Below are 25666 nucleotides of genomic sequence, written 5' to 3'. Positions count from 1 at the left end.
GCACATGAGCGAGTTCACGGTGGGGGACACGGACTTCCTGCTGGACGGGCGGCCGGTGCGGCTGCTGTCCGGGGCGCTGCACTACTTCCGGGTGCACGAGGAGCAGTGGGCGCACCGGCTGGCGATGCTGCGGGCGATGGGTCTCAACTGCGTGGAGACGTATGTCCCGTGGAACCTGCACGAGCCGCGCCCCGGTGACTTCCGCGATGTCGGGCAGCTGGGCAGGTTCCTGGACGCGGCGCGGGAGGCGGGGCTGTGGGCGATCGTGCGGCCGGGTCCGTACATCTGCGCGGAATGGGACAACGGCGGTCTCCCGCACTGGCTGACGGGACACACGCGCACGCGTGACGCCCGTTTTCTGCGCCCCGTGGAACGCTGGTTCGACCGTCTCCTCCCGGAGATCGTGTCGCGGCAGATCGACCTGGGCGGCCCGGTGCTGATGGTGCAGGTGGAGAACGAGTACGGCAGTTACGGCTCCGACCGGGAGTACCTGGACCGGCTGACGGGCCTGCTGCGGGCCGGGGGCGTGAGCGTCCCGCTGTTCACCTCGGACGGCCCCGAGGACCACATGCTGACGGGCGGCTCGCTGCCGGGCGTCCTGGCGACGGTGAATTTCGGTGCCCACGCGCGCGTGGCCTTCGAGACGCTGCGCCGGCACCGGCCGACGGGCCCGCTGATGTGCATGGAGTTCTGGTGCGGCTGGTTCGACCACTGGGGCGCCGGGCACGCCGTACGGGATCCCGAGGACGCGGCGCGGGCCCTGCGCGAACTCCTGGAGTGCGGGGCGTCGGTCAACGTCTACGTGGCGCACGGCGGTACGAGTTTCGCGGGCTGGGCGGGCGCGAACCGGGCCGGCGGCACGGATCTCGGGGAGGTCCACGAGGGCGCTCTGGAGCCGGACGTGACGTCGTACGACTACGACGCGCCGATCGACGAACACGGGCGCCCCACGGAGAAGTTCTGGCGCTTCAGGGAGATCCTCTCCGCGTACGCGGACGCCCCGCCGCCAGAACCGCCGCCCACGCCCTCTCCCCTGGGCGCCACGGCCGACGTGCGGCTGACGGAGTGGGCGCCGTTGACCGCCGTGCTGGACACCCTGGGGGGTCCCGAGACGGAGCACGCCGTGCCGCCCACGTTCGAGGAACTGGACGTGGACCGCGGGCTCGTGCGCTACACGGTGACCGTTCCGGGTCCCCGGCGGCCGTATCCGCTGTCGGTGCGCGGGCTGCGGGATCTGGCGGTGGTGTACGTCGACGGGGTACGGGCCGGGGTGCTCGGTGAGGGCGACGTGCGGCTCGCTGAGCCGGTCGCGGGGCACGCGCGCGTGGAGCTGTGGGTGGAGTCCCTGGGGAGGGTCAGCTACGGGCCGCGCGTCGGTGAGCCGAAGGGCATCACCGGGGGCGTGCTGCACGAGCGGCAGTTTCTGCACGGGGTGCGGGCGCGCGGGCTGCGGCTGGACGCGTTCGAGGAGGGTGCCGTGCGGGAGGTGCCCTTCGCGGGGCTGCCCTCCGAGGACGCCCCGGGGCTGTACCGGGGGGCCGTGACGGTGCGCGGGGCCGGGGACGCCCGGCTCGAACTGCCGGGGTGGACACGGGGGTTCGCGTGGGTCAACGGGTTCGGCCTGGGGCGCTACTGGTGCGTGGGCCCGCAGCGCTCGCTGTACGTGCCCGGGCCGGTGCTGCGGGAGGGCGTGAACGAGGTGTGGGTGCTGGAGCTGGAGGGCGCGGGGCGGACGGGGCCGGTCCTGAGCCCCGTCGAGCCGAGCGGGGACTGAGGTGCCCGTGCACGCGCGCGTGCAGGCAACCGGATCCGGCGAGGCCGTGCGGCCCGGCCGGACCCGGAGCCCAGGGCCTGTCGTCACATTCCCGTCGTGCGCCCGAAGGGCGGGCCTCGCGCCCGCCGCGGCAGCGGCAGCGGCAGCGGCAGCGGCAGCGGCAGCGGCAGCGGCAGCGGCTGATGTTCGGGGAGGCGCGTGCTCTCGGCGTGCCGGGCACAGACCCTCGTACTGGTTGTACGTGGGTCTGTGCCCGTTGCGGCGAGTGGGGGCACTCCCTCGCTCTCAAGGCAGTGGGGAGCGTGCCTGGCGTCGTCAGGCGGACGGGAAGGTGACGACAGGTCCTACAGGGCGGACGCCGCCCGCGCTATGTCCTTCGCGAACGTGGACACCTGGGAGTAGACGCCGGGTACCCCGGGCCGGGCGCAGCCGTCGCCCCAGCTGACGATGCCGACCTGGATCCAGGCGCCGGTGTCGTCCTTGCGGAACATGGGCCCGCCGGAGTCGCCCTGGCAGGTGTCGACGCCGCCGGCCAGATAGCCGGCGCACAGTTCGTCGCCGGGCACGAGCCGCTTGCCGTAGTGCAGTTTGCAGCCCGCGTCGCTGACGTAGGGGACGGTGGCCTTGAGCAGCTTGGTCGTGCCGGTGCCGGCGTTCTCCGTGGTGTCGCCCCAGCCCGCGATGGTGAACGTGCCGCGGTTGTACTGGGTGGTCGTGGCGATCTTCAGCGTGGGCTTGTTGATCGGCCGGGCGAGCTTGATGAGCGCCCAGTCCTTGCCGCTGCCGTCGTAACCCGGGGCCTGGCGGACCTTGGTCGACTTGACCTTGATCGCCCCCGAGGCGTTCAGGTCGGCGACGCCCGCGGTGACGGTGATGCCCGTGGTGGCGCCGGAGCCGTCCACGCAGTGGGCGGCGGTCAGGACGACGTCCTTCTTGTAGAGCGCTCCGCCGCAGCCCATCGAGAGGTGCACCAGCCACGGGAACTCGTTCTGCGCGGCTGGCGTTCCTCCTACGACGGGCACGGGCGCGGCCTGCGCGGCGAGCGGCTGGAGGCTCGCGATCGCGAGGGCCGCGGCACCGACCGCCGCGGCCCGCTTGACCAGGGAGAAACCTCTTCCGACCGACGAGGTGTGGGTCAACGTACGTCCTTTCGTGGGGATGACGACAAAGAACGCAAGTATGAAGATCGTGCGGGTGTGAAACAAGGGCGGATCTCACGTGCCCGCGGCGGAACCCGGCGGGAGGAAATCCGCTCTTACCGACAGCTCCCCGGCACGTAGGATGGAAGAGAGTTCAGGGCGTCTTGGGGGTAAGGACGTGGCGAACGGCGGACCGGTCGAGCACGGCTACCCGCATCTGGAGACGGTGCGGGCCGCGATCAACGCGCTCTACAAGAGGCTGTCGTACGACACCGTCCAGACCTTCGCGACCAGTGTGGCCCCGGCCGACGTGGCCTTCTGCGACACCGACGACCTGCATCTGGGCGTGCAGCGCGTGGCCCGCGAGATGGTGCGCCACTACCGGCTCCCGGACGCGCGCATGATCGTCGGATTCCGCGAGATGACCCACGCGGCGAACGTCGAACTGGCGGCCGGGCCCGAGTACTTCATCGAGCTGAACGACCGTTTCCGCACCCACCGCAGGGACATCGGCGCGGCTCTCGCGCACGAGGTGATGCACGTCTGTCTGCACCGTCTCGACCTGTCCTTCCCCGGGACGCGGGACAACGAGATCCTCACGGACACGGCGGCTGCGTACCTGGGCGCGGGCTGGCTGCTTCTCGACGCCTTCCGCGAGGACGCGGCCTCCTCGCAGAAGCTCGGCTATCTCACGCCGGAGGAGTTCGGGTACGTCCTGGCCAAGCGTGCGCTGGTCTTCGACGAGGACCCGGCGATCTGGTTCACCAGCCCGCAGGCGTACACCGCGTACACGGCGGGCATGGAGCTGGCCCGCCACGACACGCGCCAGCCCCCACTGACGGCGGCGGGCTGGGCGGGCCGCCGCCGCTACGCACGCGACCGCCGCCATGCCCAGGACCACCACTCGCCGGACACGTCACAGCCGGGCGGGGTCCCGTACAGCTTCACGCCCGACTCCCCCGACTCCCCCGACTCCCCCGGCAGCCACGGCGGCCACGGTCCGCTGCGGGTCTCGTTCCCCTGTCCGACCTGCCACCAGCGCATCAGGGTGCCGGTACGGGGGCGGGTGCGGGCGCGGTGCGGGGTGTGCCGGACGGTGCTGGAGTGCGACACATGACGTCGGGGAAGCGTGGGGCACCTCACCCCGAAACCCTTTGCCTCACCGGCCCTTCGCGAGCGAAGGTCGGAAGGTATGAACGGGCAAGAACCGCATATCGGCAGTGAACGCGATCTCTTCACGGCGGTGTACGCGGGTGACGAGGACGCGGTCGTAGGGCTGTTGCGTCTCGGTGTGAGCCCGGAAGCGGTGGACGAGGACGGCCAGAGCGCCCTGTACGCGGCGGCGGTGAGCGACGCGCCCGGCATCGTACGGCTGCTGCTGTCCGCCGGTGCCGCGCCCGACCGGCTGAGCGCGGGGTCGGACCTCCCCCTGTGCGGGGCGGCCTGTGGCGGGCACACGGAGGTCGTCCGGGCGCTGTTGGCCTCGGGGGCCGTTCCCGACGCGGTGGAGGCGTTCGGTTTCACGGCCCTGACCTGGGCTCTGCGATGCGGTCACGCGGCGGTGGCGGAGGCCCTGCTCGCCGCGGGCGCGGACCCCAACCGCCCCGACCCGACCGGTTTGTCTCCACTGGTCGCGGCCGCCCGCCGGGGCTCCCCCGCCTGCGTACGGTCCCTGCTGGCGCACGGCGCCGGGTCGAGGGGGGAGGCACTGGCGGAGGCCCGCCGCTGGACCTGGCTGGACGTGGCGTCGGAGCTTCGGGCAGGGCTGGGGCGTGCGCATGGGTTCGGCGGGGAGTACGTGACGCGGCGCTGGGCGGAGGGGGTGGCAGTGGAGCTTGTGCGCGACGGGAACGTGGTGGCGGGGATTGATCAGGGGACCGGGCACGCGGAGATCGTGGCGGTGCTGGAGGAGGTACTGGGGATGGGCTGAGCCTTTTCCTCGCCCCCGCCGCCCCTACCCGTCCCGTCCTCGGGGGCGCAGCCCCCAGGAACGGGACGGGACGGACCCCCCGACCTCATCCTCATCCACCACCCCTGTTCGCGGTCGCCGCGTCCAGAAACGCGGGCCGTTCTCCCCCGCCGTGCACCAGCAGACTCGCCCCGCTGACATACGCCGCGGCATCGGAGGCGAGGAAGACAGCGGCGGCCCCGATGTCGGACGGATCGGCGAGGCGGCCCGCCGGGACCGTGCGGGCGACGGCGTCGAGACCGTCGTCACCGCCGTAGTGCAGATGGGACAGCTCGGTCCGGACCATCCCGACGACGAGGGTGTTGACCCGTACGTCGGGCGCCCATTCCACGGCCATCGACCGGGCGAGATGCTCCAGCCCGGCCTTGGCGGCACCGTACGCGGCGGTCCCGGGCGAGGGACGGCTCCCGCTGACGCTGCCGATCATCACGACGGATCCCCGGGCCTGTTTCAGATGCTCGTACGCGGCGAGGGAGACGGTCAGCGGCGTGATCAGGTTCAGCTCGATGACACGGACGTGCCGCTCGACATCGCCACCCCCGTCTCCACCCAACGGTCGATAAGGACTCCCCCCTACGTTGTTGACGAGTACATCAAGTCGAGGCAGACCTCCGACGAAGTCGTACACCGCGCTCCGGTCCCGCAGGTCGACAGCCGTGAACTCCACGCCGGGCAGCGGGACTTCGGGCGGCCGACGAGCGCAGGCCAGCACCTCCGCACCGGCCTCGACGAGAGCCCGCGCGACACCCGCGCCGACTCCGCGGGTACCGCCGGTGACCAGAGCGACACGGCCCTTCAGGCCGTTCGAAACGTTCGAGCCGTTCACGTCGGTCAAAGCCGTTCGATGATCGTCACGTTCGCCTGTCCCCCGCCCTCGCACATCGTCTGGAGCCCGAACCGCCCGCCCGTGCGCTCCAGTTCGTGCAGGAGGGTCGTCATCAGCTTGACGCCGGTCGCGCCAAGAGGGTGGCCCAGGGCTATCGCGCCACCGTTGACGTTGACCCTGGCAGGGTCCGCGCCGGTCTCCTTCAGCCAGGCCAGGACGACCGGCGCGAAGGCCTCGTTGATCTCGACGAGGTCGATGTCGTCGATGGACAGGCCGGTCTTCTTGAGGGCGTGGGCGGTGGCCGGGATCGGCGCCGTCAGCATCCGGATCGGGTCCTCGCCCCGTACGGACAGATGGTGGACGCGGGCCCGTGGCCGCAGCCCGTGCTCGCGTACCGCCCGCTCGGAGGCGATCAGCATCGCGGCGGCGCCGTCGGAGACCTGGGAGGAGACGGCGGCGGTGATGGTGCCGCCGTCGATGACGGGCTTCAGGCCGGCCATCTTCGCCAGGGAGGTGTCCCGGCGCGGGCCCTCGTCGACGGTCACCGTCTCGTAGGCCACGGTCTCGCGGGTGAAGCGGCCCTCGTCGATGGCCAGGACCGCGCGTTCGTGCGAGCGCAGCGCGTACTCCTCCTGGTCCTGCCTGCTGATGCCCCACTTGGCGGCGATCATCTCGGCGCCGGCGAACTGGTTCACCGGTCGTTCCCCGTACCGCGCCCGCCAGCCCGCGCTGCCCGCGAAGGGGCCCTCGGTGAGCCCCAGGGGCAGGGCCGCCTGACGGGAGGCGAAGGCGATCGGGATCATCGACATGTTCTGGACGCCACCCGCGACGACGAGATCCTGGGTGCCGGACAGCACGGCCTGCGCGGCGAAGTGGACGGCCTGCTGCGAGGATCCGCACTGCCGGTCGACGGTCACCCCCGGCACCTCCTCGGGCAGTCCGGCGGCCAGCCAGCTGGTGCGGGCGATGTCACCGGCCTGCGGCCCCACCGTGTCCAGGCACCCGAAGACGACGTCCTCCACGGCGGCCGGGTCCACCCCGGCCCGCGACATGAGCGCCGTCAGCGCGTGCGCGCCCAGGTCCGCCGGATGGACACCGCTCAGACCACCCCCACGCCGCCCGACGGGCGTACGGACCGCTTCGACGATATAGGCCTCGGCCATGGCAACTCCCTCACAGAAAAGGGTTGTTCACGTACGACTCTTCAGGTGCGACTCTTCACATACGGCTGTTCACGTACGGCGATTCCGTCCAGCACCATCGACAGGTACTGGCGGGCGATCTCCTCCGGGCTGTGCTGTCCGCCCGGCCGGTACCAGGACGCGGCGACCCACACGGTGTCGCGCACGAAGCGGTAGGTGAGCCGGATGTCGAGGTCGGCACGGAAGACCTCGGCGGCGACTCCGCGTTCCAGCGTGGACAGCCACGCCTTCTCGAATCTGCGCTGCGACTCGGCGAGGAACGCGAACCGCTCCTGCGCGACGAGTTGCCTGGACTCCTTCTGGTAGATCGCGACGGCGGCGCGGTGCCGGTCGATCTCCCGGAACGACTCGGTGACCAGCGCCTCCAGCGTCTCGCGCGGCCCGGACTCGGCGTCCAGGACGGTGTCGTAGCCTTCCCACAGCTCGTCGAGGAACGTGCGCAGGATCTCCTCCAGCATCGATTCCTTGGAGTCGAAGTGGTAGTAGAGGCTGCCCGCGAGCATGCCGGCGTGGTCCGCGATCTTGCGTACGGTGGTGGCGTTGTAGCCCTGTTCGGCGAAGACCTCGGCGGCGGTGCCGAGGATTTCGCGGCGGCGGGCGGGCACGGCGGTCACCTGGGGCTTCTTCTTCGTAGGAGGCACGCGTCCATTGTGGTCACAGGCATGTGCCGTCCTAGGGGTGCTGGCTGCTGACGGAGACGACTTCCCCCGTCAGGTACGAGGAGTAGCCGGACGCCAGGAACACGATCACGTTGGCGACCTCCCATGGCTCGGCGTACCGCCCGAAGGCTTCACGGGCCGTCAGTTCGGCCAGGAGTTCGGGAGTGGTCACCTTCGCCAGGTGGGGATGCATGGCGAGGCTCGGTGACACCGCGTTGACCCGGACCCCGTACTCCGCGGCCTCGATCGCCGCGCTCCGGGTCAGTGCCATCACGCCCGCCTTGGCGGCGGCGTAGTGTGCCTGTCCGGCCTGGGCACGCCAGCCGACGACGGACGCGTTGTTGACAACGACGCCTCCTGCCCCGCTCTCCCGGAAGATCCGCAACGCGGCCCGCACGCACCGGAACGTGCCGCCCAGCGTCACGTCCAGCACTCTCGACCACTGCTCGTCCGTCATGTCGACGAGAGTCGAAGTGCCGCCGAGACCGGCGTTGTTGACGACTATGTCGAGCCGCCCGTGTACTTCCACGGCCGTGTCGAAGAGGGCCCGCACCTGGCGTTCGTCGGTGACGTCGCAGGGCAGCGAGTCGACACCCTCGAACTCCCCGGCCAGCTCCCCCTCGTACTCCTTGAGCCGCCGCGCGTGCGCGTCGCTGATCAGCACGCGTGCGCCTTCCTCCAGGAACCGGCGGGCGGTGGCCCCGCCGATCCCCGCACCGGCGGCTGCCGTGATGACGGCGGTGCGCCCCTTCAGCAGCCCATGTCCGGGTACGTACGCCGGACTGTCGACGTCTCCCATGCGGCCACACTAGCCTACCAAACACTTGTTAGGGAAGGTCCGTGTCAGCCGACGATTCCCTCCGCCCGAGCGGCGACCAGCCACTTCGGGAACTCGCCCACCAGCCGGTCGTACAACTCGTCGTCGGACACGGCGCGCGGATCGGAACCGGCGTGGAAGAACCCGGCGTTGTCGACGACCCGCCGCTCCGGCACCGCCAGCTCGTCGAGCTTGCGCAGGAAGTCGAACTGTTTGCTGCCGGCGTCCCCGAAGCCGATGAACTGCCAGAACAGCGGCAGCCGCGCCGACTTGCACACGTACCGTTCGGCGGCGAGCTTGTTGATCGGGCCGCCGTCGGTCTGGAAGACGACGAGGGCGGGGGCCGTCGACCCGCTGTCGAGGTAGTGCTCGATGACGGCGTCCATGGCGAGGTGATAGCTCGTCCTGCCCATGTGCCCGAGCCCGGCGGCGATCCGGTCGATGCTCCCCGTGTGGTCGTCGAGCGCGATACCGGTCACGGCGTCGACGTCGGTGGAGAAGAAGACGACGGGAACCGTCCCGTCGTCGTCGAAGTGGGCCGCCAGCCCCAACACCCGGTCGGCGAGCGCCTGCACGCTGCCGTTCTGGTAGTACGGCTTCATCGAACCGGAGTAGTCGACCACGAGGTAGACGGCGGCCCGCTGACCGTCGAGCCCGTGCCGGTCCACAGCCGCCCCGGCACTCTTGTACAGGCTGACCAGCGCGGGAGCGCTCTCCTCCACCTTGGTGAGACTGATCGCGGCCACGCATGGGCTCCTTACCGGAATGCGACGGACTGATGCAAACGCTGAGAGTACGTCACCCGGACGAGCGAGAGCCCCCCGTACCCTTGTGCCCCATGAAACGACCCGGCGCCCTCCTCCTCGCCGTGCTCCCCCTGCTGGCAGCGACCGCATGCCTGTCCGTCGCGTCGGACGACTCGCCCGCCCCCGACGCCAAGCGCGTGGAGGAGGCCGGCTCCCTGGACGCGGAGGCCACACTCGCCGATCCGGCGAAGAAGGAGCTGGCCCAGCAGATCGTGGCGAGCGCCGAGAACGGGACGCTCGACTGGCGCAGCGCGTACGGCTACGTCGAGGACATCGGCGACGGGCAGGGTTACACGGCCGGCATCATCGGTTTCTGCACCGGGACCCACGACCTGCTCACCCTCGTCGAGGACTACACGAAGAACCACCCGGACAACGCCCTCGCGCCCTACCTTCCGGCGCTGCGCGAGGTCGACGGCACGGACTCCCACGAGGGGCTGGATCCGGGGTTCCCGGCGGCCTGGAAGCAGGAATCGAAGGTCGCCGCCTTCCGCGAGGCCCAGGACGAGAAGCGGGACACCGTCTACTTCGGACCGGCTCTGCGTCTCGCCGTCGGCGACGGGCTGGGTCTGCTGGGCCAGTTCGTCTACTACGACGCGATGGTCTACCACGGCCCGGGCATCGACTCGTTCAGCGTGGGCGGCATCCGCGCCGCCGCGCTGAAGGAGGCCGACAGCCCCGCGGAGGGCGGCGACGAGACCACGTACCTGGACGCGTTCCTCGACGCCCGTCGCACGGCGATGCTGGTCAAGCGGCCGGGCGTGAACACCAGCCGCGTCGACACGGCCCAACGGCGCTTCCTCGACGAGGGCAACCTGGACCTCCGTACACCGCTGGAGTGGAAGGTGTACGGGGACACGTACAAGGTGCCGTAGCCGACCGGCGACTGTCCCGGACGCGCCGCGGCGCCCGCCGTGTCCGGTCGGGGACTGTGGCGAGCGCCGTGGTGTGTTCGTTCCGTACGCCGTTGTACGGGACGTCTTTTTGGGGGTACCCCGTCAGACCATCAGGGAACGGTCCGTCGGGCGGATCGGGGCCGGGAGGTCGCTCGCGCCGGTGAGGAAGCGGTCGACTCCGCGGGCCGCCGAGCGGCCCTCGGCGATGGCCCACACGATGAGCGACTGGCCGCGGCCGGCGTCACCGGCGACGTACACGCCCGGGACGTTGGTCGCGAAGTCGGCGTCGCGGGCGATGTTGCCGCGCTCGTCGAGGTCCAGGCCGAACTGCGAGACGAGGCCGTTGTCCTGGTCGGTGCCCGTGAAGCCCATGGCGAGGGTGACCAGCTGGGCGGGGATCCTGCGCTCCGTGCCCGGCTTCTGGGTCAGCCTGCCGTCGATGAACTCGACCTCGGTGAGGTGCAGCCACTGCACGTTGCCGTGCTCGTCGCCCTCGAAGTGGGTCGTCGAGACGGAGTAGACGCGCTCGCCGCCCTCCTCGTGCGCCGAGGTGACCTTGTAGAGCATCGGGAAGGTCGGCCAGGGCTGCCCGGGGCTGCGGTCCTCGCCCGGGCGGGGCATGATCTCCAGCTGGGTGACAGAGGCCGCGCCCTGGCGGTGGGCGGTGCCCACGCAGTCCGCGCCCGTGTCGCCGCCGCCGATGACCACGACGTGCTTGCCCTCGGCGGTGACCGGCGGGGCCACGAAGTCGCCCTCCTGCACCTTGTTCGCCAGGGGCAGGTACTCCATCGCCTGGTAGACGCCCTTCAGCTCCCGCCCGGGGACGGGAAGATCGCGGGCGGTCGTCGCACCGGCGGCGATCACGACGGCGTCGTACCGCTTGCGCAGGTCCGTCGCCTTGAGGTCGCGGCCGATCTCGATGCCCGTACGGAAGCGGGTGCCCTCCGCGCGCATCTGCTCGATACGGCGGTTGATGTGCCGCTTCTCCATCTTGAACTCGGGGATGCCGTAACGCAGGAGGCCGCCGATGCGGTCCGCGCGCTCGTACACCGCGACCGTGTGACCGGCCCGCGTGAGCTGCTGGGCGGCGGCGAGACCCGCCGGGCCCGAGCCGATGACCGCGACCGTCTTGCCGGAGAGGCGCTCCGGGGCCTGGGCGGCGACATCGCCGGTCTCCCAGGCCTTGTCGATGATCGAGACCTCGACGTTCTTGATGGTGACCGCGGGCTGGTTGATGCCCAGCACGCACGCCGACTCGCAGGGAGCCGGGCACAGGCGGCCGGTGAACTCCGGGAAGTTGTTGGTGGCGTGCAGCCGCTCGGACGCCGACGTCCAGTCCTCGCGGTAGGCGTAGTCGTTCCACTCGGGGATCAGGTTCCCCAGCGGACAGCCGTTGTGGCAGAACGGGATACCGCAGTCCATGCAGCGGCCGGCCTGCTTGCTGATGATCGGCAGCAGGGAGCCGGGGACGTAGACCTCGTTCCAGTCCTTGAGACGGACGTCCACCGGGCGGGACTTGGCGACCTCGCGGCCGTGGGTCAGAAAGCCCTTGGGATCAGCCATTGGTCGCCGCCTCCATCATCTTCTCGGTGATCTCGGACTCGGTGAGCCCGGCTCGCTCGGCGGCGTCCTTGGCGGCGAGCACTGCCTTGTACGTGCTGGGGATGATCTTACTGAAGCGCTCCACCGCGACGTCCCACTCGGCCAGGAGCTTCTCCGCGACCGTCGAGCCGCTCTCCTCCTGGTGCCGGCGCACGACATCGTGCAGCCACTGCTTGTCGGTGTCGTCGAGGGGCTCGACCGCGTCCGCGTTGCCGACGTTGACGTTGTCGCGGTTCAGGTCGATGACGTACGCGACGCCGCCCGACATACCGGCCGCGAAGTTGCGGCCCGTCTCGCCGAGGACGACCGCGTGACCGCCGGTCATGTACTCGCAACCGTGGTCGCCGACGCCCTCGGACACCACCGTGGCGCCGGAGTTGCGGACGCAGAACCGCTCGCCCGAACGACCGCGCAGGAACAGCTCGCCGCCGGTCGCGCCGTACGCGATGGTGTTGCCCGCGATGGTGGAGAACTCGGCGAGGTGGTCGGCGCCCCGGTCGGGGCGGACGATCACCCGGCCGCCGGAGAGGCCCTTGCCGACGTAGTCGTTGGCGTCGCCTTCGAGCCGGAGGGTGACACCGCGCGGCAGGAAGGCGCCGAAGGACTGGCCGGCGCTGCCGGTGAAGGTGATGTCGATGGTGTCGTCGGGCAGACCGGCCCCGCCGAACTTCTTCGTCACCTCGTGGCCGAGCATCGTGCCGACCGTGCGGTTGATGTTGCGGATGGCGACCTGGGCGCGGACCGGCTGGGCGTCGGTGGCGCTGTTCGCGGCGAGGGCGTCGGCGGCGAGCTTGATCAGCTCGTTGTCGAGCGCCTTCTCCAGGCCGTGGTCCTGCACGATGACCTGGTGGAGCGGGGTGCCCTCGGGCAGCTCGGGCACGTAGAAGAGCGGGGACAGGTCCAGGCCCTGCGCCTTCCAGTGGGTGACCGCCCGCTCCACGTCGAGGGTCTCGGCGTGGCCGACGGCCTCCTCGATGGTGCGGAAGCCCAGCTCGGCGAGGATCTCGCGGACCTCTTCGGCGATGAACTGGAAGAAGTTCACGACGTACTCGGCCTTGCCGGCGAACCGGTCGCGGAGCACCGGGTTCTGGGTGGCGATACCGACCGGGCAGGTGTCCAGGTGGCAGACGCGCATCATGACGCAGCCGGAGACGACGAGGGGCGCGGTCGCGAAACCGAACTCCTCGGCGCCGAGCAGCGCGGCGATGACGACGTCACGGCCGGTCTTGAGCTGGCCGTCGGTCTGGACGACGATCCGGTCGCGCAGGCCGTTGAGGAGCAGCGTCTGCTGGGTCTCGGCGAGGCCGAGCTCCCAGGGACCGCCGGCATGCTTCAGCGAGGTGAGCGGCGAGGCGCCCGTACCGCCGTCGTGGCCGGAGATGAGGACGACGTCCGCGTGGGCCTTGGACACACCGGCGGCGACCGTGCCGACGCCGACCTCCGAGACCAGCTTCACGTGGATCCGCGCCTGCGGGTTCGCGTTCTTCAGGTCGTGGATGAGCTGGGCGAGGTCCTCGATGGAGTAGATGTCGTGGTGCGGCGGCGGCGAGATGAGGCCGACACCGGGGGTGCTGTGCCGGGTCTTGGCGACCCACGGGTACACCTTGTGGCCGGGCAGCTGGCCGCCCTCGCCGGGCTTGGCGCCCTGGGCCATCTTGATCTGGATGTCGTCCGCGTTGACCAGGTACTCGCTGGTCACACCGAAGCGGCCGGACGCGACCTGCTTGATCGACGAGCGGCGCGCCGGGTCGTACAGACGGTCCGCGTCCTCGCCGCCCTCACCGGTGTTGGACTTGGCGCCCAGCTGGTTCATGGCGATGGCGAGGGTCTCGTGCGCCTCCAGGGAGATGGAGCCGTACGACATGGCGCCGGTGGAGAACCGCTTGACGATCTCGCTGACCGGCTCGACCTCGTCGATGGAGATCGACGGGCGGTCCGACTTGAAGCCGAAGAGCCCGCGGAGCGTCATGAGGCGCTCCGACTGCTCGTTCACCCGGTCCGTGTACTTCTTGAAGATGTCGTAGCGGCGGGTTCGCGTGGAGTGCTGGAGGCGGAAGACCGTCTCCGGGTCGAACAGGTGCGGCTCGCCCTCGCGGCGCCACTGGTACTCGCCGCCTATGTCGAGGGCGCGGTGCGCCGGGGCGATGCCGGAGGCGGGGTACGCCTTGGCGTGCCGGGCGGCGACCTCCTTGGCGATGACGTCGATGCCGACGCCGCCGATCTTGGTGGCGGTGCCCTTGAAGTACTTCTCGACGAAGGCCGTGTCGAGACCGACGGCCTCGAAGACCTGGGCGCCCCGGTAGGAGGCGACGGTCGAGATGCCCATCTTGGACATGACCTTGAGGACGCCCTTGCCGAGCGCGTAGATCAGGTTGCGGATGGCCTGCTCGGGCGCGACGTCGATGGCACGCAGGAAGGTGCCGGCGCGGACCAGGTCCTCGACGGACTCCATCGCCAGGTACGGGTTCACCGCGGCGGCGCCGAACCCTATGAGCAGGGCGACGTGGTGGACCTCGCGGACGTCACCGGCCTCGACCAGCAGGCCCACCTGGGTGCGCTCCTTGGTACGGATGAGGTGGTGGTGGACGGCGGAGGTGAGCAGCAGCGACGGGATCGGGGCGTGCTCGGCGTCCGAGTGGCGGTCCGACAGGACGATGAGACGGGCGCCGTTGTCGATGGCCGCGTCGGCCTCGGCGCAGATCTCCTCGATACGGGCGGCGAGGGAGTCGCCACCGCCACTGACCCGGTAGAGGCCGGAGAGGGTCGCGGCCTTCATGCCGGGCATGTCGCCGTCGGCGTTGATGTGGATGAGCTTGGCCAGCTCGTCGTTGTCGATCACCGGGAAGGGCAGGGTGACGCTGCGACAGGAGGCGGCGGTCGGCTCCAGCAGGTTGCTGGCGGGGCCGAGGGAGGAGCGCAGGCTGGTGACCAGCTCCTCGCGGATGGCGTCCAGCGGCGGGTTGGTGACCTGCGCGAACAGCTGGGTGAAGTAGTCGAAGAGCAGTCGCGGACGCTCGCTCAGCGCGGCGATCGGCGAGTCGGTGCCCATGGAGCCGAGCGGCTCGCCGCCGGTCTTGGCCATCGGCGCGATGATGACGCGCAGCTCTTCCTCGGTGTAGCCGAAGGTCTGCTGGCGGCGGGTGACCGAGGCGTGGGTGTGCACGATGTGCTCGCGCTCGGGCAGGTCGGAGAGCTCGATCTCGCCGGCCTCCAGCCACTCCGCGTAGGGCTGCTCGGCGGCGAGGCCCGCCTTGATCTCGTCGTCCTCGATGATGCGGTGCTCGGCGGTGTCGACGAGGAACATCTTGCCGGGCTGGAGGCGGCCCTTGCGGACGACCTTCGCGGGGTCGATGTCGAGGACGCCGACCTCGGAGCCGAGGACGACGAGTCCGTCGTCGGTGACCCAGTAGCGGCCGGGGCGCAGTCCGTTGCGGTCGAGGACCGCGCCGACCTGGACGCCGTCGGTGAAGGTGACACAGGCCGGGCCGTCCCACGGTTCCATCATCGTGGCGTGGAACTGGTAGAAGGCGCGCCGGGCCGGATCCATGGTGGTGTGGTTCTCCCACGCCTCCGGGATCATCATCAGCACGGAGTGGGGCAGCGAACGGCCACCGAGGTGGAGCAGTTCGAGCACCTCGTCGAAGGACGCGGAGTCGGAGGCCTCGGGCGTACAGATCGGGAAGATACGGTCGATCTTCTCCTGGTCGCCGAAGAGGTCGGAGGCGAGCTGCGACTCGCGGGCCGCCATCCAGTTCCGGTTGCCCTTGACCGTGTTGATCTCGCCGTTGTGCGCGACGAAGCGGTACGGGTGGGCGAGCGGCCACGACGGGAAGGTGTTCGTGGAGAAGCGCGAGTGGACGAGCGCGACGGCCGACGCGAAGCGGCGGTCGGACAGGTCCGGGAAGAAGGGCTCCAGCTGGCCGGTGGTCAGCATGCCCTTGTAGACGATGGTCCGCGCGGAGAGCGAGGGGAAGTAGACGCCGACCTCGCGCTCGGCGCGCTTGCGCAGCGCGAAGGCCTTGCGGTCGAGGTCGATGCCCTTGGCGGGCACCGCGGCGCTGTCCGCGACGAAGATCTGCCGGAAGGCGGGCATCGTCGAACGGGCGGTGGCGCCGAGGAGTCCGGGGGCGACCGGCACCTCGCGCCAGCCGAGGACGGTCAGGCCCTCTTCGGCGGCGATCGTGTCGATATGTGAGACGGCCTCGGCGGTCGTCGGGACGGCGTCAGTCGCCGTCCCCTCCGGGAGGAAGGCGATACCGACCGCGTAGGCACCCGCCTCGGGCAGCTTGAATTCGGCCACCTCACGGAAGAACGCGTCCGGAACCTGCGAGAGAATGCCGGCGCCGTCGCCGGAATCGGGCTCGGAGCCGGTGGCACCGCGGTGCTCCAGGTTGCGGAGAACCGTGAGCGCCTGCTCGACCAGCGCATGGCTCGCCTCGCCGGTGAGGGTGGCCACGAAGCCGACGCCACAGGCGTCATGCTCGTTGCGGGGGTCGTACATACCCTGCGCAGCAGGGCGAGCATCCATGAAGGACCACTTCTGGCCATTCTCGGAATGCTGGGACGGCTGGCGCGGCGTACGCATCGGCTCTCCCGTCGTCGTTGTGTGGCATATGCATTAAGCCGAGGGACGACGTTGGCCCTCTTGGAGTGCAAAATTTCACGCAGGTTACATGATGGGGCGATTCTCGGGAACCGGATACCGCGTACCAACATGCGGACACCGCAGCGCGCGGCATGGTGACCGCGCGGCAGTGGAAGCAATGGGGGCCGAATCGGACAGATCGGTGTCCCTCGACCCATGGCGAGGAGAGCGTCGTCGCCCTCTCCGCGAGTGCGCCGCATGCCTCGTTGCCCACAGCGCGTACGGCTCATGCCCGGTGGTTAAGCGTTCGAAACCAGCGAGTAACGGCTACTTATGCGGCCCATCGCATAAGTGCACGATCCCCTATCCTACGGCCGCACCGAACAGGTTGCCCAGGGCGTACGTCACACCGGCCGCCGCCCCGCCCAGCGCGAGCTGCCGCAACCCGCTGAACCACCAGCTCCGGGCGGTCACCCGGGCCACCACCGCACCACACCCGAAGAGCCCGAACAGCGCGACCAGCACGGCGGGCCACAACGCGGTGGCCCCGAGAAGATACGGGAGCACGGGCAACAGCGCGCCCAGCGCGAACGCCCCGAAGGACGACACCGCGGCGACGGCGGGCGAGGGCAGATCACCGGGGTCGATGCCCAGCTCCTCGCGGGCGTGTATCTCCAGGGCCTGCTCGGGGTCGCGCGAGAGCTGCCGGGCCACTTCACGGGCGAGCTTCGGCTCGACGCCCCGGGACTCGTAGAGCTCGGCGAGCTCCCGCTCCTCGTCCTTGGGGTGCTTCCTCAACTCCCGCCGCTCGACGGCGAGTTCGGCCTCGACGAGCTCGCGCTGCGAGGCGACGGAGGTGTACTCGCCGGCGGCCATGGAGAAGGCGCCGGCGGCAAGACCGGCGAGTCCGGTGATGACGACGGTCCGATGCGAGACGGCCCCGCCCGCCACACCGGTCATCAGGGCGAGGTTGGAGACGAGCCCGTCCATCGCCCCGAAAACGGCAGGCCGCAACCACCCGCCGGTGACATCCCGGTGGGTGTGGTTGTCGCGGTGCGCCTCGTGCAGCGCCGCCTCGGTCTCGATGATGGCCATGCCGTCCCCCAACTCGCTCGACTCCGAACCCGACTCCGAAACCGGATTTAGACTCATTCCAGTTGTCGACAACACCAAAAATACGCCCCGAATTCCCTTCCCGCCAGCAAGGAAAGGCTGCCCTCACCTGCACCTTCGCCGTGATCGCTCATCCGTAGGGGCTCTCGCACAAATGTCGACCGGGTGATGCTGGGGCGCCTGAGGCGCACCTGAACCCCTCCGGTGGGACAGTTCCGCAAAGGGTTCCGCTCCCCGGGAGGGAGCCCCCGGAACCCTCCGGAGGAGAGGCCGCGTATGGCATCGATCGCCTGCATTCCCTCGGTCCCGGCGCACCAGGACGCCGCCCTGCTCCGCGACAGAGCACGCGGCGCCCTGCTCGGTCTGGCCGTGGGGGACGCGCTCGGCGCCCCCGCCGAGAACATGAAGCCCTCGGAGATCCGCGCCCGCTGGGGCCGCATCACCGGGTACGTGGCCGAAAACCCCGCCGGCACGGACGACACGGAGTACGCGATCTTCTCGGGCCTCCTCCTCGCCCGGCACGGTTCCGCCCTCACCCCGGCCCATGTGGAGGCGGCCTGGCACCAGTGGATCGCCGACCTCGACGAAGGCCCCTTCCGAGGCGCCGGTTTCAGCGAACGCGGCACCCTGGAGAACCTGCGCCGGGGCCTCGCCGCCCCCATCTCGGCCCAGCACCGGCACGCCTGGAGCGACGGTCTCGCGATGCGCGCAGCCCCTTTCGGCGTCTTCGCGGCGGGCCGCCCGGCCGAGGCGGCCCGGCTGGTGGCGATCGACGGCTCGGTGAGCCACGACGGCGAGGGCATCTACGGCGGCCAGGCGGTCGCGGCGGGCGTGGCGGCGGCGATGGCGGGCGCGCCGACCATCGCCGTGGTGGCCTCCGCCCTGGCGGTGGTCCCCGACGACTCCTGGACGGCACGCTCCCTGCGCCGCGCGGTGGCGGTCGCCCACCGTGGCGAACGCGCGGTCCGCTCCGCGGTGGTGATCGGCGGCTACCCCTGGACCGACCTGGCCCCCGAGGCGGTCGCCCTCGCCTTCGGCGCGTACGCGGTGGCCGACGGCGACTTCGCGGAGTCGGTGCTGACAGCCGTCAACATGGGCCGCGACGCGGACACGACAGCAGCGGTGGCGGGCGCCCTGGCAGGCGCCACCCGCGGCGCCTCGGCGATCCCGCCCGAGTGGGCGGAGGCGATCGGCCCGGCCCGCGGCACCTGCCTCCCCTCCATGGCGGGCCACCACATCCTCGACATCGCGGAACTCCTGACCCCGGGCGAGGGCGGCAAGTGGGGCGCGAAGCCGGTCCTACGGGAACCCGCACCGGACCAGGCGGCGTACGTCCTCGCCTCGGACGGCGACACGCCGACCGCAACGGAGGTACGGCCATGAGCCCGCACGCTCAGCCTCTCCGGCATCCCCTCCAGCGTCCCTTTCAGCCCCTCCGGCATCCCCTCCAGCCCCTCCGGCGTTTGAGGAGCGGGGGTTCGGGGGCAGCGCCCCCGATGGGGGTCCCCCCTCTGGGGGAGGGACGGGTAGGGGCGGCGGGGGCGAAACACACCACCCACCCCCGAGCCGGAGCCAAAGCCGAGGTCCGCCCATGACAAGCCGCCGCATCGAGGGACTCCTGCTCGGCCTGGCCGCAGGCGACGCCGCAGGCTGGCCCGCCGCCAGGCACCGAGCCGCCCGGATGCCCGACTGGACCCGCCGCCTCACCCGCGAACTGGACACCTTCGCCGAGCAGAACGCGACCACCACCCTCCCCGTACCGATCGCCCTCAACCAGCCCCCGGAACCCCTCCGGCTCGGCCCCTCGGACGACGCGGAGTGGGCGGCGTTCTCGGCCGAGGCCCTGCTGAAGGCCGGGGACGACAGCGTGCTGGGCGACCTGAGCCGGGAGCGCCGGGCGCGGGCCGCCATCGACCTGTCCTGGAACGCGGTCGCCAGCGAGGTGGCAGCCGCGGCGGAACGCGCCCCCGAGGTCGAGTCGGCGGTGCTTCCGCTGCGCGCCCGTATCTCCGTACGGGCCGGCCTCGGCAACCTCGCCGCCGGTCTACGGCCGCCCGCCACCGGCCACGACAACCCGCACTACTTCGACGACGCGGCCTGTGTACGGGCCTGTGTGCTGGCGGTGGCCCACCCGGGCGACCCCCGACTCGCCGCCGAACTGGCCGAGTTCGACGCCCGCTACACCCAGGACGGCGACGGTGTGCACGGCGCCCGCGCGATGGCGGCGGCACTCTCCCTGGCCCTGGTCGGCGAGGAGGTGGACGCCTGCGTGAACGCGGCGCTGGCGGAACTGCCCGAGTTCACGGAGATCGGCCGGAACGCCCGCCACGCGCTGAAGCTCGCGCGGGACGCAGACAGCGCGTTCGCCCTGGTACCACTCCTCGAACACCAGATCGTGGACCACGTCTACAGCTACGGCATCGCCGCCGCCGAAACGGTCCCGGTAGCCCTCGCGCTGGCCACGGCGGCGCACGGCCGGATCGCCGAAGCGGTCCCGGCCGCCGCCTGTCTGTCGCGGGTCGCGGACTCGGCCCCCGCACTCGCGGGCGCCCTCACCGGCGCGCTCGGCGGCGGTGCCGCGATCCCGGCGGCCTGGCGGGACGCCTGCCGCACCCTCTCCGGCTGCGCCCTTCCCAGGCTTACCGGTACCGACCTCGTGGAACTCGCCGAACTGCTGGAAGCCACACAACGGGTCACCCCAGGAGGATGATTCGCGACATGACACCCAAAACAGAAGAAAGCCGGGAAGGCGCTCAACTGGCGGGCCTGGACGAGCGGATCACCGGCGCCCTGGTCGGCGCGGCCGTCGGCGACGCGCTCGGGGGTCCCGTGGAGGGCTACACCCCCGAGCAGATCCTCGAACGCCACGCGGGCCGCGTCCACGGCATCGTCGGCCCCTGGAACGGCGACGCCTGGCGCACCGCCCGCCCGATCGCCCCGTACCACAAGGGCGACGGCCACGTCACCGACGACACCCTGATGACCCATGCGCTGGTACGGGTGTACGCCCAGGTCCGGGACCACCTGGACGCGTACGCGGTCGCCGACCACCTGGTCCCGGACCTGATGACGAACCCGCGCTGGATCCCGGAGCTGGAGGCGGAGGCGCTCCCCCTGCAGCGCATCTTCCTGGCGGAGAAGTGGCTGGTGGCCCGGATCCACTACGGCCACATCGACCCCCGCGAGGCAGGCGTGGGCAACATCGTCAACTGCGGTGCGGCGATGTACATGGCCCCGGTCGGCCTGGTCAACGCGGCCAACCCGGCGGGCGCGTACGCCGAGGCCCTCGACATCGCGGGCGCCCACCAGTCCTCGTACGGCAGAGAGGCGGCGGCAGTCTTCGCGGCGGCGGTGGCGGCGGCGTGCACCCCGGGCGCGACCCCCGGCTCGGTGATCGGGGCCTGCCTCTCCCTGGCGAAGGACGGCACCCGGGCGGCGATCGAGACGGTGTGCGAAGTGGCCTCCCGTTACTCGGACTTCGAGTCGGCGCTGCGGCCACTGCGGGAGGCGGTGACTCCGTACGACACGGTGGGTGCGGACTACCGCAGCCCGTCCCTGGGTGCCCGTCGGCCCTCCCGTCTCCACACGATCGAGGAACTCCCGGTGGCGCTGGGCATGTTGGTGGTGTCCGGCGGCAACTTCCGCCATGCGGTGCTGGGTTCGGTGAACTACGGCCGCGACTGCGACTCGATCGCGACGATGGCGGGGGCGCTTGCCGGTGCGCTGGGCTCCGAGGTGCCGTCCGACTGGTCGAAGACGGTCGCGGAGGCGAGCCGCCTGGATCTGTGGGAACCCGCCCGGACACTGACCGAGGTGACCCGGGAGGTCTTCGAACGGGACGTACTCCGACGCCGTTCCCACGAAGGGGCGTTCGCCCGGCTCAGGAGCGTGGGATGCTCCGACTGACCTGGGTCCAGCCGGAGGACCTGATCGGCCACGAGCTGCGCCAGGCGACCCAGGACGGCCGCGAGCCCAGCAGAATCGCCGCTCGCTGGCGGGCCGCGGGCGGATCGGAGGCACCGTCGCGTGCCGGCGCGTCAGCCGGCCCGGTCTCCCGCTACCTGCGCCTGCTGGCCGAAGATCTCCTGGACGAACTGGCGGACCTGCCAAGCAGGTTGGCGGACGACGAGCCAACAGAGCTGACCCGGATCCGGGCGCTGTGCCCCGACTGGCCCGCGCAGCCCGCCTCGGCCGCCCGGCCCGCGCCCACTCCCCTCCGCCTGGAAGCCGCCTGGCTGGGCAGAGCGGCCGGCTGCCTCCTGGGCAAACCGGTGGAGAAACTCCCCCTCGCCGCCATCCGCGACCTCGCCCGGTCCACCGGCAACTGGCCCCTGAACACCTGGTTCACCGCCAGAGGAGTCCCCGAGGAACTGGCCACCGCACACCCCTGGAACCGCCGGTCGGCAACAACCTCCCTCGCCGAGAACATCGACGGCATGCCAGAGGACGACGACCTCAACTACCCCCTCCTCAACCTGCTCCTGCTCGGGCGCCACGGCCCCCACTTCACCACCACCGACGTGGCACAACTCTGGCTGGACGAACTCCCCGCGGGCCGCACCTTCACCGCCGAACGCATCGCCTACCGAAACCTCCTCTCCGGCCTCGAACCCCCGCTCACCGCCCGCCACCGCAACCCGTTCCGCGAATGGATCGGCGCCCTGATCCGCGCCGACGTCCACGGCTGGACCAACCCCGGCGCCCCGGCCACCGCCGCCGAACAGGCGTACCGCGACGCCGCCCTCACCCACACCGCCAACGGCGTCTACGCGGCGATGTTCACGGCGGCCGCCATCGCCGAGGCCGCCACCGGCACCCACGACATCCACGCCTGCCTGCGCACCGGCCTGACAGTCGTCCCGCCACGCTCCCGCCTCGCCGAGGCGATCCGCCAGGGCATCCAACTGGCCGAGTCCCACCGCGACTTCACCACCGTCGTCGACGAACTCCACGCGACCCACGCGGCCGCCTACCACTGGGTCCACGCCATCCCCAACACCGCCCTGATCGCCGCCGCCCTCACCCACGCCGACGGCGACTTCACCGGCTCCATCTGCCGTGCCGTGTCCGGAGGCTGGGACACCGACTCCAACGGCGCGACCACCGGGAGCATCGCCGCCCTCCTCGCGGGCTCCCCCGCCGCCCTTCCCGAACGCTGGACCAGCCCCCTGAAGAACCGGCTCGCCACCTCCGTCGCGGACTTCAACGGCACCGGCTTCGACACCCTCGCCCGACTGACCCATTCCCTCACCCACCTGGAGACAGCCCACCCATGACCCATATCGCCGTGCTGGGCAGCACGAACATGGACCTCGTCGCGTACGTCTCCAAGGCCCCACAGCGCGGAGAGACCGTGACAGGACGGGAGTTCCGTACGATCCCCGGCGGCAAGGGTGCCAACCAGTCCGCAGCCGCGGCCCGCGCGGGCGCCGACGTCTCGATGGTCGGCGCGGTGGGCAACGACGCGTACGGCAGCCAACTCCGTTCCGTACTGGAGATCCCCCACTCTCGGCTTCGCTCGAGCGGGGGGACCCCCATGGGCGTCGGCACCGGCCATCTCCGCACCGCCGAGGGCGCCTCCGGCACCGCGCACATCGTCGTGGACGACGAGGGCGGCAACGCGATCGTCGTCATCCCCGCCGCCAACGGCACCGTCACCGGTCTCGCCCCCGGCGACGAGGGCCTGATCGCCACCGCCGACGCGCTGCTGCTCCAGCTGGAGATCCCGCTCACGGCGGCCGTCGAGGGTGCCCGGGCCGCTCACCGCCACGGCGTCCGCACGATCCTCACTCCGGCCCCCGTCCAACCGCTCCCACCCGAACTTCTCGCCGCCACCGACCTGTTGGTACCGAACGAGCACGAGGCGGCGGCCCTGACCGGCCTGACCGACCCGCACAAGGCGGCCACCGCACGCCTCGACCAGGTGCGGGAGGTCGTCATCACGCTGGGCGCGGCCGGCAGCCTCTACGCGTCCAGGGACCTCGCCGAACCGGTCACCGTCCCCGCGCCGTCCGTCACCGCCGTGGACTCGACCGGCGCCGGCGACACCTTCGTCGGCGCCCTCGCGGTGGCCCTGGCCGAGGGCCGCCCGATGCCGGACGCCCTGGCGTGGGCCTCGGCGGCGGGGGCACTGTCCGTACAACGGCCGGGCGCGTCGGCGTCGATGCCGTACCGCGCCGAGATCGAGGCGCGGTACACGTCATGAACACACCTGACACGACCGCACCCGCACCCGGCGGGAACACAACCGCCGCGGCCCCCCTCACCGGTCTTCGCGTCCTCGACCTGGCCACCCTCTTCGCCGGCCCGCTCGCCGCCACCATGCTCGGCGACTTCGGGGCCGAGGTGATCAAGATCGAGCACCCGGTGAAACCGGACCCCTCCCGGGGCCACGGCCCGTCCAAGGACGGCATCGGCCTCTGGTGGAAGCTGCTGGGCCGAAACAAGCGCACGATGACCCTCGACCTCTCCCGGACCGGCGGCCGGGCCACCCTCCTCCGGCTCGCCGCCACCGCCGACGTCGTCATCGAGAACTTCCGCCCGGGCACCCTGGAAAAGTGGGACCTGGGCTGGCCGGAGCTGTCCGCCGCCAACCCGCGCCTGGTCCTCGCCCGGGTCACCGCCTTCGGCCAGTTCGGCCCGTACGCGCACCGCCCCGGCTTCGGCACCCTCGCGGAGGCGATGAGCGGCTTCGCCGCGATCACCGGCGAACCGGACGCACCCCCGACGCTCCCGCCCTTCGGCCTCGCCGACTCGATCGCGGGGCTGGCCACGGCGTACGCCGTCATGACGGCCCTGTCCGCCCGCGCCCGCACCGGCGAGGGTCAGGTCGTCGACATGGCGATCATCGAGCCGATCCTCACCGTCCTGGGCCCGCAGCCGCTCTGGTACGACCAGTTGGGCCACGTCCAGCCACGCACCGGCAACCGCTCGCAGAACAACGCGCCCCGCAACACCTACCGCACGGCCGACGGCACCTGGGTCGCCGTGTCGACCTCGGCCCAGTCGATCGCCGAGCGCGTGATGCGCCTGGTCGGCCGCCCCGAGCTGATCGACGAGCCCTGGTTCGCCACCGGCGCCGACCGCGCCCGCCACTCGGACGTCCTCGACGAGGCGGTCGGCGCGTGGATCGCCCGCCACTCCCACTCCGAGGTCCTCGCGGCCTTCGAGAAGGCGGAGGCGGCGGTGGCTCCGGTCCAGGACGTACGGGAGGTGATGACCGACCCGCAGTACCAGGCCCTCGACACCATCACCACGGTCGAGGACCCCGAGCTGGGCCCGCTCCGTATGCAGAACGTTCTCTTCCGGCTCTCCGCGACCCCCGGCGCGATCCGCTGGGCGGGCCGCCCGCACGGCGCGGACACCACGGCCGTCCTCACCGAACTGGGCCTGACCGGGCCCGACATCGACGCCCTGCGAACCGAGGGAGCCCTGTGACAGCCGTCCCCCTGACCTGGCTGTACGTCCCTGGCGACCGCCCCGAGGTGGTGTCCAAGGCCCTCGCGTCCGGCGCCGACGTGGTGGTCGTCGACCTGGAGGACGCGGTCGCCCCCGACCGCAAGGAGTATGCCCGCACAGCCACCGCCGAGCGCCTCACCGACCCCCAGCCGGTCCCGGTCCACGTCCGGATCAACGCCCTGGACGGTCCCCTGGCCACCTGCGACCTCCGGGCCCTCGAAGGACTCCCCGGCATCTCGGGCCTACGGCTCCCGAAGGTGACGACACCGCAGGAGGTCGTCCGCGTGGCGACCCGCACGACCGTCGCCACGGCCACCGGGGCCGGGCTCCCGCTCCACGCCCTCCTCGAAACCGCCCTCGGCATCGAACACGCCTTCGCCATCGCGACCGCCCACCCCGCCCTGCACGGCATCGCGCTCGGCGAGGCCGACCTGCGGGCGGATCTGGGGGTACGGGGGGACGCGGGCCTCGACTGGTGCCGCTCCCGGGTCGTCGTGGCCGCACGGGCGGCCGGACTCGCCCCGCCGCCCCAGTCGGTCCACCCGGACATCCGGGATCTCGACACCCTGGCCGTCTCCTGCGCCTACGGGCGCGCCCTGGGCTTCCTGGGCCGGGCGGCCATCCACCCCCGCCAGCTCCCGGTGATCGAACGCGCGTACCTCCCCACCCCGGAGGAGATCGAGGACGCCGAGCAGATCGTCAAGGCGGCGGCGACGGACGAGGGCGCCCAGGCCCTCCCGGACGGCCGCTTCATCGACGCGGCGGTGGTCGCGACGGCCCGCAGAACCCTGTCCCTGGCCGACCGCGACCGCCCCTGACC

Annotated in this window: 20 protein-coding genes; 11 read left to right on the top strand and 9 right to left on the bottom strand. The window is 71.4% G+C overall.

What is annotated here, in order from left to right:
- Positions 1-4: 4 nt before the first annotated feature.
- On the top strand, positions 5-1774 hold the full coding sequence (locus tag ACW4TU_RS34420) for a glycoside hydrolase family 35 protein (RefSeq protein WP_457419670.1): 1770 nt from the start codon (positions 5-7) through the stop codon (positions 1772-1774).
- Between the two features lie 344 nt (positions 1775-2118).
- Here ACW4TU_RS34420 and ACW4TU_RS34415 read toward each other — a convergent pair whose 3' ends face one another.
- Positions 2119-2913 (bottom strand): S1 family peptidase, encoded by a 795-nt coding sequence (locus ACW4TU_RS34415; RefSeq protein ID WP_457419668.1) that lies wholly within the window; start codon positions 2911-2913, stop codon positions 2119-2121.
- Between the two features lie 178 nt (positions 2914-3091).
- Here ACW4TU_RS34415 and ACW4TU_RS34410 point away from each other — a divergent pair, with 178 nt between their 5' ends.
- Both ACW4TU_RS34410 and ACW4TU_RS34405 read left to right on the top strand, forming a co-directional pair.
- Entirely contained in the window at positions 3092-4030 is a 939-nt protein-coding gene (locus tag ACW4TU_RS34410; RefSeq protein ID WP_457419666.1) for a hypothetical protein, read from the top strand.
- Between the two features lie 75 nt (positions 4031-4105).
- A complete protein-coding gene (locus ACW4TU_RS34405; RefSeq protein WP_457419664.1) occupies positions 4106-4843 on the top strand; it encodes an ankyrin repeat domain-containing protein in 738 nt (245 codons plus the stop codon).
- 91 nt (positions 4844-4934) lie between these two features.
- On the opposite strand, the gene ACW4TU_RS34400 is transcribed toward ACW4TU_RS34405, so the two are convergent.
- From ACW4TU_RS34400 to ACW4TU_RS34380, 5 genes are read right to left on the bottom strand one after another with little or no spacing between them, the layout of a single operon-like run.
- The gene (locus ACW4TU_RS34400; RefSeq protein WP_457419662.1) at positions 4935-5717 is read right to left on the bottom strand and encodes an SDR family oxidoreductase; all 783 of its coding nucleotides are present in this window, start codon (positions 5715-5717) and stop codon (positions 4935-4937) included.
- Entirely contained in the window at positions 5714-6871 is a 1158-nt protein-coding gene (locus tag ACW4TU_RS34395; RefSeq protein WP_457419660.1) for an acetyl-CoA C-acetyltransferase, read from the bottom strand. The genes ACW4TU_RS34400 and ACW4TU_RS34395 overlap by 4 nt, the downstream gene beginning before the upstream one ends.
- Before the next feature lie 41 nt (positions 6872-6912).
- Positions 6913-7551, bottom strand: a complete 639-nt coding sequence (locus tag ACW4TU_RS34390; RefSeq protein ID WP_457419658.1) for a TetR/AcrR family transcriptional regulator — start codon at positions 7549-7551, stop codon at positions 6913-6915.
- Positions 7552-7582: 31 nt separating this feature from the next.
- Positions 7583-8368, bottom strand: a complete 786-nt coding sequence (locus ACW4TU_RS34385; protein ID WP_457419656.1) for an SDR family oxidoreductase — start codon at positions 8366-8368, stop codon at positions 7583-7585.
- Positions 8369-8412: 44 nt separating this feature from the next.
- Positions 8413-9132 carry a VWA domain-containing protein gene (locus tag ACW4TU_RS34380; RefSeq protein WP_457419654.1) on the bottom strand — a complete coding sequence of 240 codons (720 nt, stop codon included), beginning with the start codon at positions 9130-9132 and terminating at the stop codon, positions 8413-8415.
- Between the two features lie 92 nt (positions 9133-9224).
- Here ACW4TU_RS34380 and ACW4TU_RS34375 point away from each other — a divergent pair, with 92 nt between their 5' ends.
- Positions 9225-10067, top strand: coding sequence for a chitosanase (locus tag ACW4TU_RS34375; RefSeq protein ID WP_457419652.1), 843 nt, complete (start codon positions 9225-9227; stop codon positions 10065-10067).
- A 123-nt stretch (positions 10068-10190) separates the two neighbouring features.
- Here the strand turns inward: ACW4TU_RS34375 and ACW4TU_RS34370 are convergent, their stop codons facing one another.
- The 3 genes from ACW4TU_RS34370 to ACW4TU_RS34360 form a co-directional block, all read right to left on the bottom strand.
- A complete protein-coding gene (locus ACW4TU_RS34370) occupies positions 10191-11651 on the bottom strand; it encodes a glutamate synthase subunit beta (protein ID WP_457419650.1) in 1461 nt (486 codons plus the stop codon).
- Positions 11644-16275 carry a glutamate synthase large subunit gene (gene gltB, locus ACW4TU_RS34365; RefSeq protein ID WP_457419648.1) on the bottom strand — a complete coding sequence of 1544 codons (4632 nt, stop codon included), beginning with the start codon at positions 16273-16275 and terminating at the stop codon, positions 11644-11646. Before gltB ends, ACW4TU_RS34370 begins: the two co-directional genes overlap by 8 nt.
- A gap of 363 nt (positions 16276-16638) precedes the next feature.
- Complete coding sequence (locus ACW4TU_RS34360; RefSeq protein ID WP_457419646.1) at positions 16639-17370, bottom strand: VIT1/CCC1 transporter family protein; 732 nt, start codon at positions 17368-17370, stop codon at positions 16639-16641.
- Between the two features lie 294 nt (positions 17371-17664).
- On the opposite strand from ACW4TU_RS34360, the gene ACW4TU_RS34355 reads away from it, so the two are divergent.
- From ACW4TU_RS34355 to ACW4TU_RS34325, 7 genes are all read left to right on the top strand, one after another.
- Positions 17665-18771 (top strand): ADP-ribosylglycohydrolase family protein, encoded by a 1107-nt coding sequence (locus ACW4TU_RS34355; protein WP_457419644.1) that lies wholly within the window; start codon positions 17665-17667, stop codon positions 18769-18771.
- Between the two features lie 208 nt (positions 18772-18979).
- The gene (locus ACW4TU_RS34350) at positions 18980-20098 is read left to right on the top strand and encodes an ADP-ribosylglycohydrolase family protein (protein ID WP_457419642.1); all 1119 of its coding nucleotides are present in this window, start codon (positions 18980-18982) and stop codon (positions 20096-20098) included.
- 8 nt (positions 20099-20106) lie between these two features.
- Positions 20107-21294 carry an ADP-ribosylglycohydrolase family protein gene (locus ACW4TU_RS34345; protein ID WP_457419640.1) on the top strand — a complete coding sequence of 396 codons (1188 nt, stop codon included), beginning with the start codon at positions 20107-20109 and terminating at the stop codon, positions 21292-21294.
- Positions 21282-22664, top strand: coding sequence for an ADP-ribosylglycohydrolase family protein (locus ACW4TU_RS34340; RefSeq protein WP_457419638.1), 1383 nt, complete (start codon positions 21282-21284; stop codon positions 22662-22664). Before ACW4TU_RS34345 ends, ACW4TU_RS34340 begins: the two co-directional genes overlap by 13 nt.
- A complete protein-coding gene (locus tag ACW4TU_RS34335; RefSeq protein WP_457419636.1) occupies positions 22661-23593 on the top strand; it encodes a ribokinase in 933 nt (310 codons plus the stop codon). Before ACW4TU_RS34340 ends, ACW4TU_RS34335 begins: the two co-directional genes overlap by 4 nt.
- Complete coding sequence (locus ACW4TU_RS34330; RefSeq protein WP_457419634.1) at positions 23590-24825, top strand: CaiB/BaiF CoA transferase family protein; 1236 nt, start codon at positions 23590-23592, stop codon at positions 24823-24825. Before ACW4TU_RS34335 ends, ACW4TU_RS34330 begins: the two co-directional genes overlap by 4 nt.
- Complete coding sequence (locus ACW4TU_RS34325) at positions 24822-25664, top strand: HpcH/HpaI aldolase/citrate lyase family protein (RefSeq protein ID WP_457419632.1); 843 nt, start codon at positions 24822-24824, stop codon at positions 25662-25664. Before ACW4TU_RS34330 ends, ACW4TU_RS34325 begins: the two co-directional genes overlap by 4 nt.
- Positions 25665-25666 lie beyond the last annotated feature (2 nt).

Source organism: Streptomyces kryoterrae (genome assembly GCF_054072135.1).
Note: the sequence above shows the minus strand (reverse complement) of the source record. Positions and strands in the feature narration are given on the sequence as shown.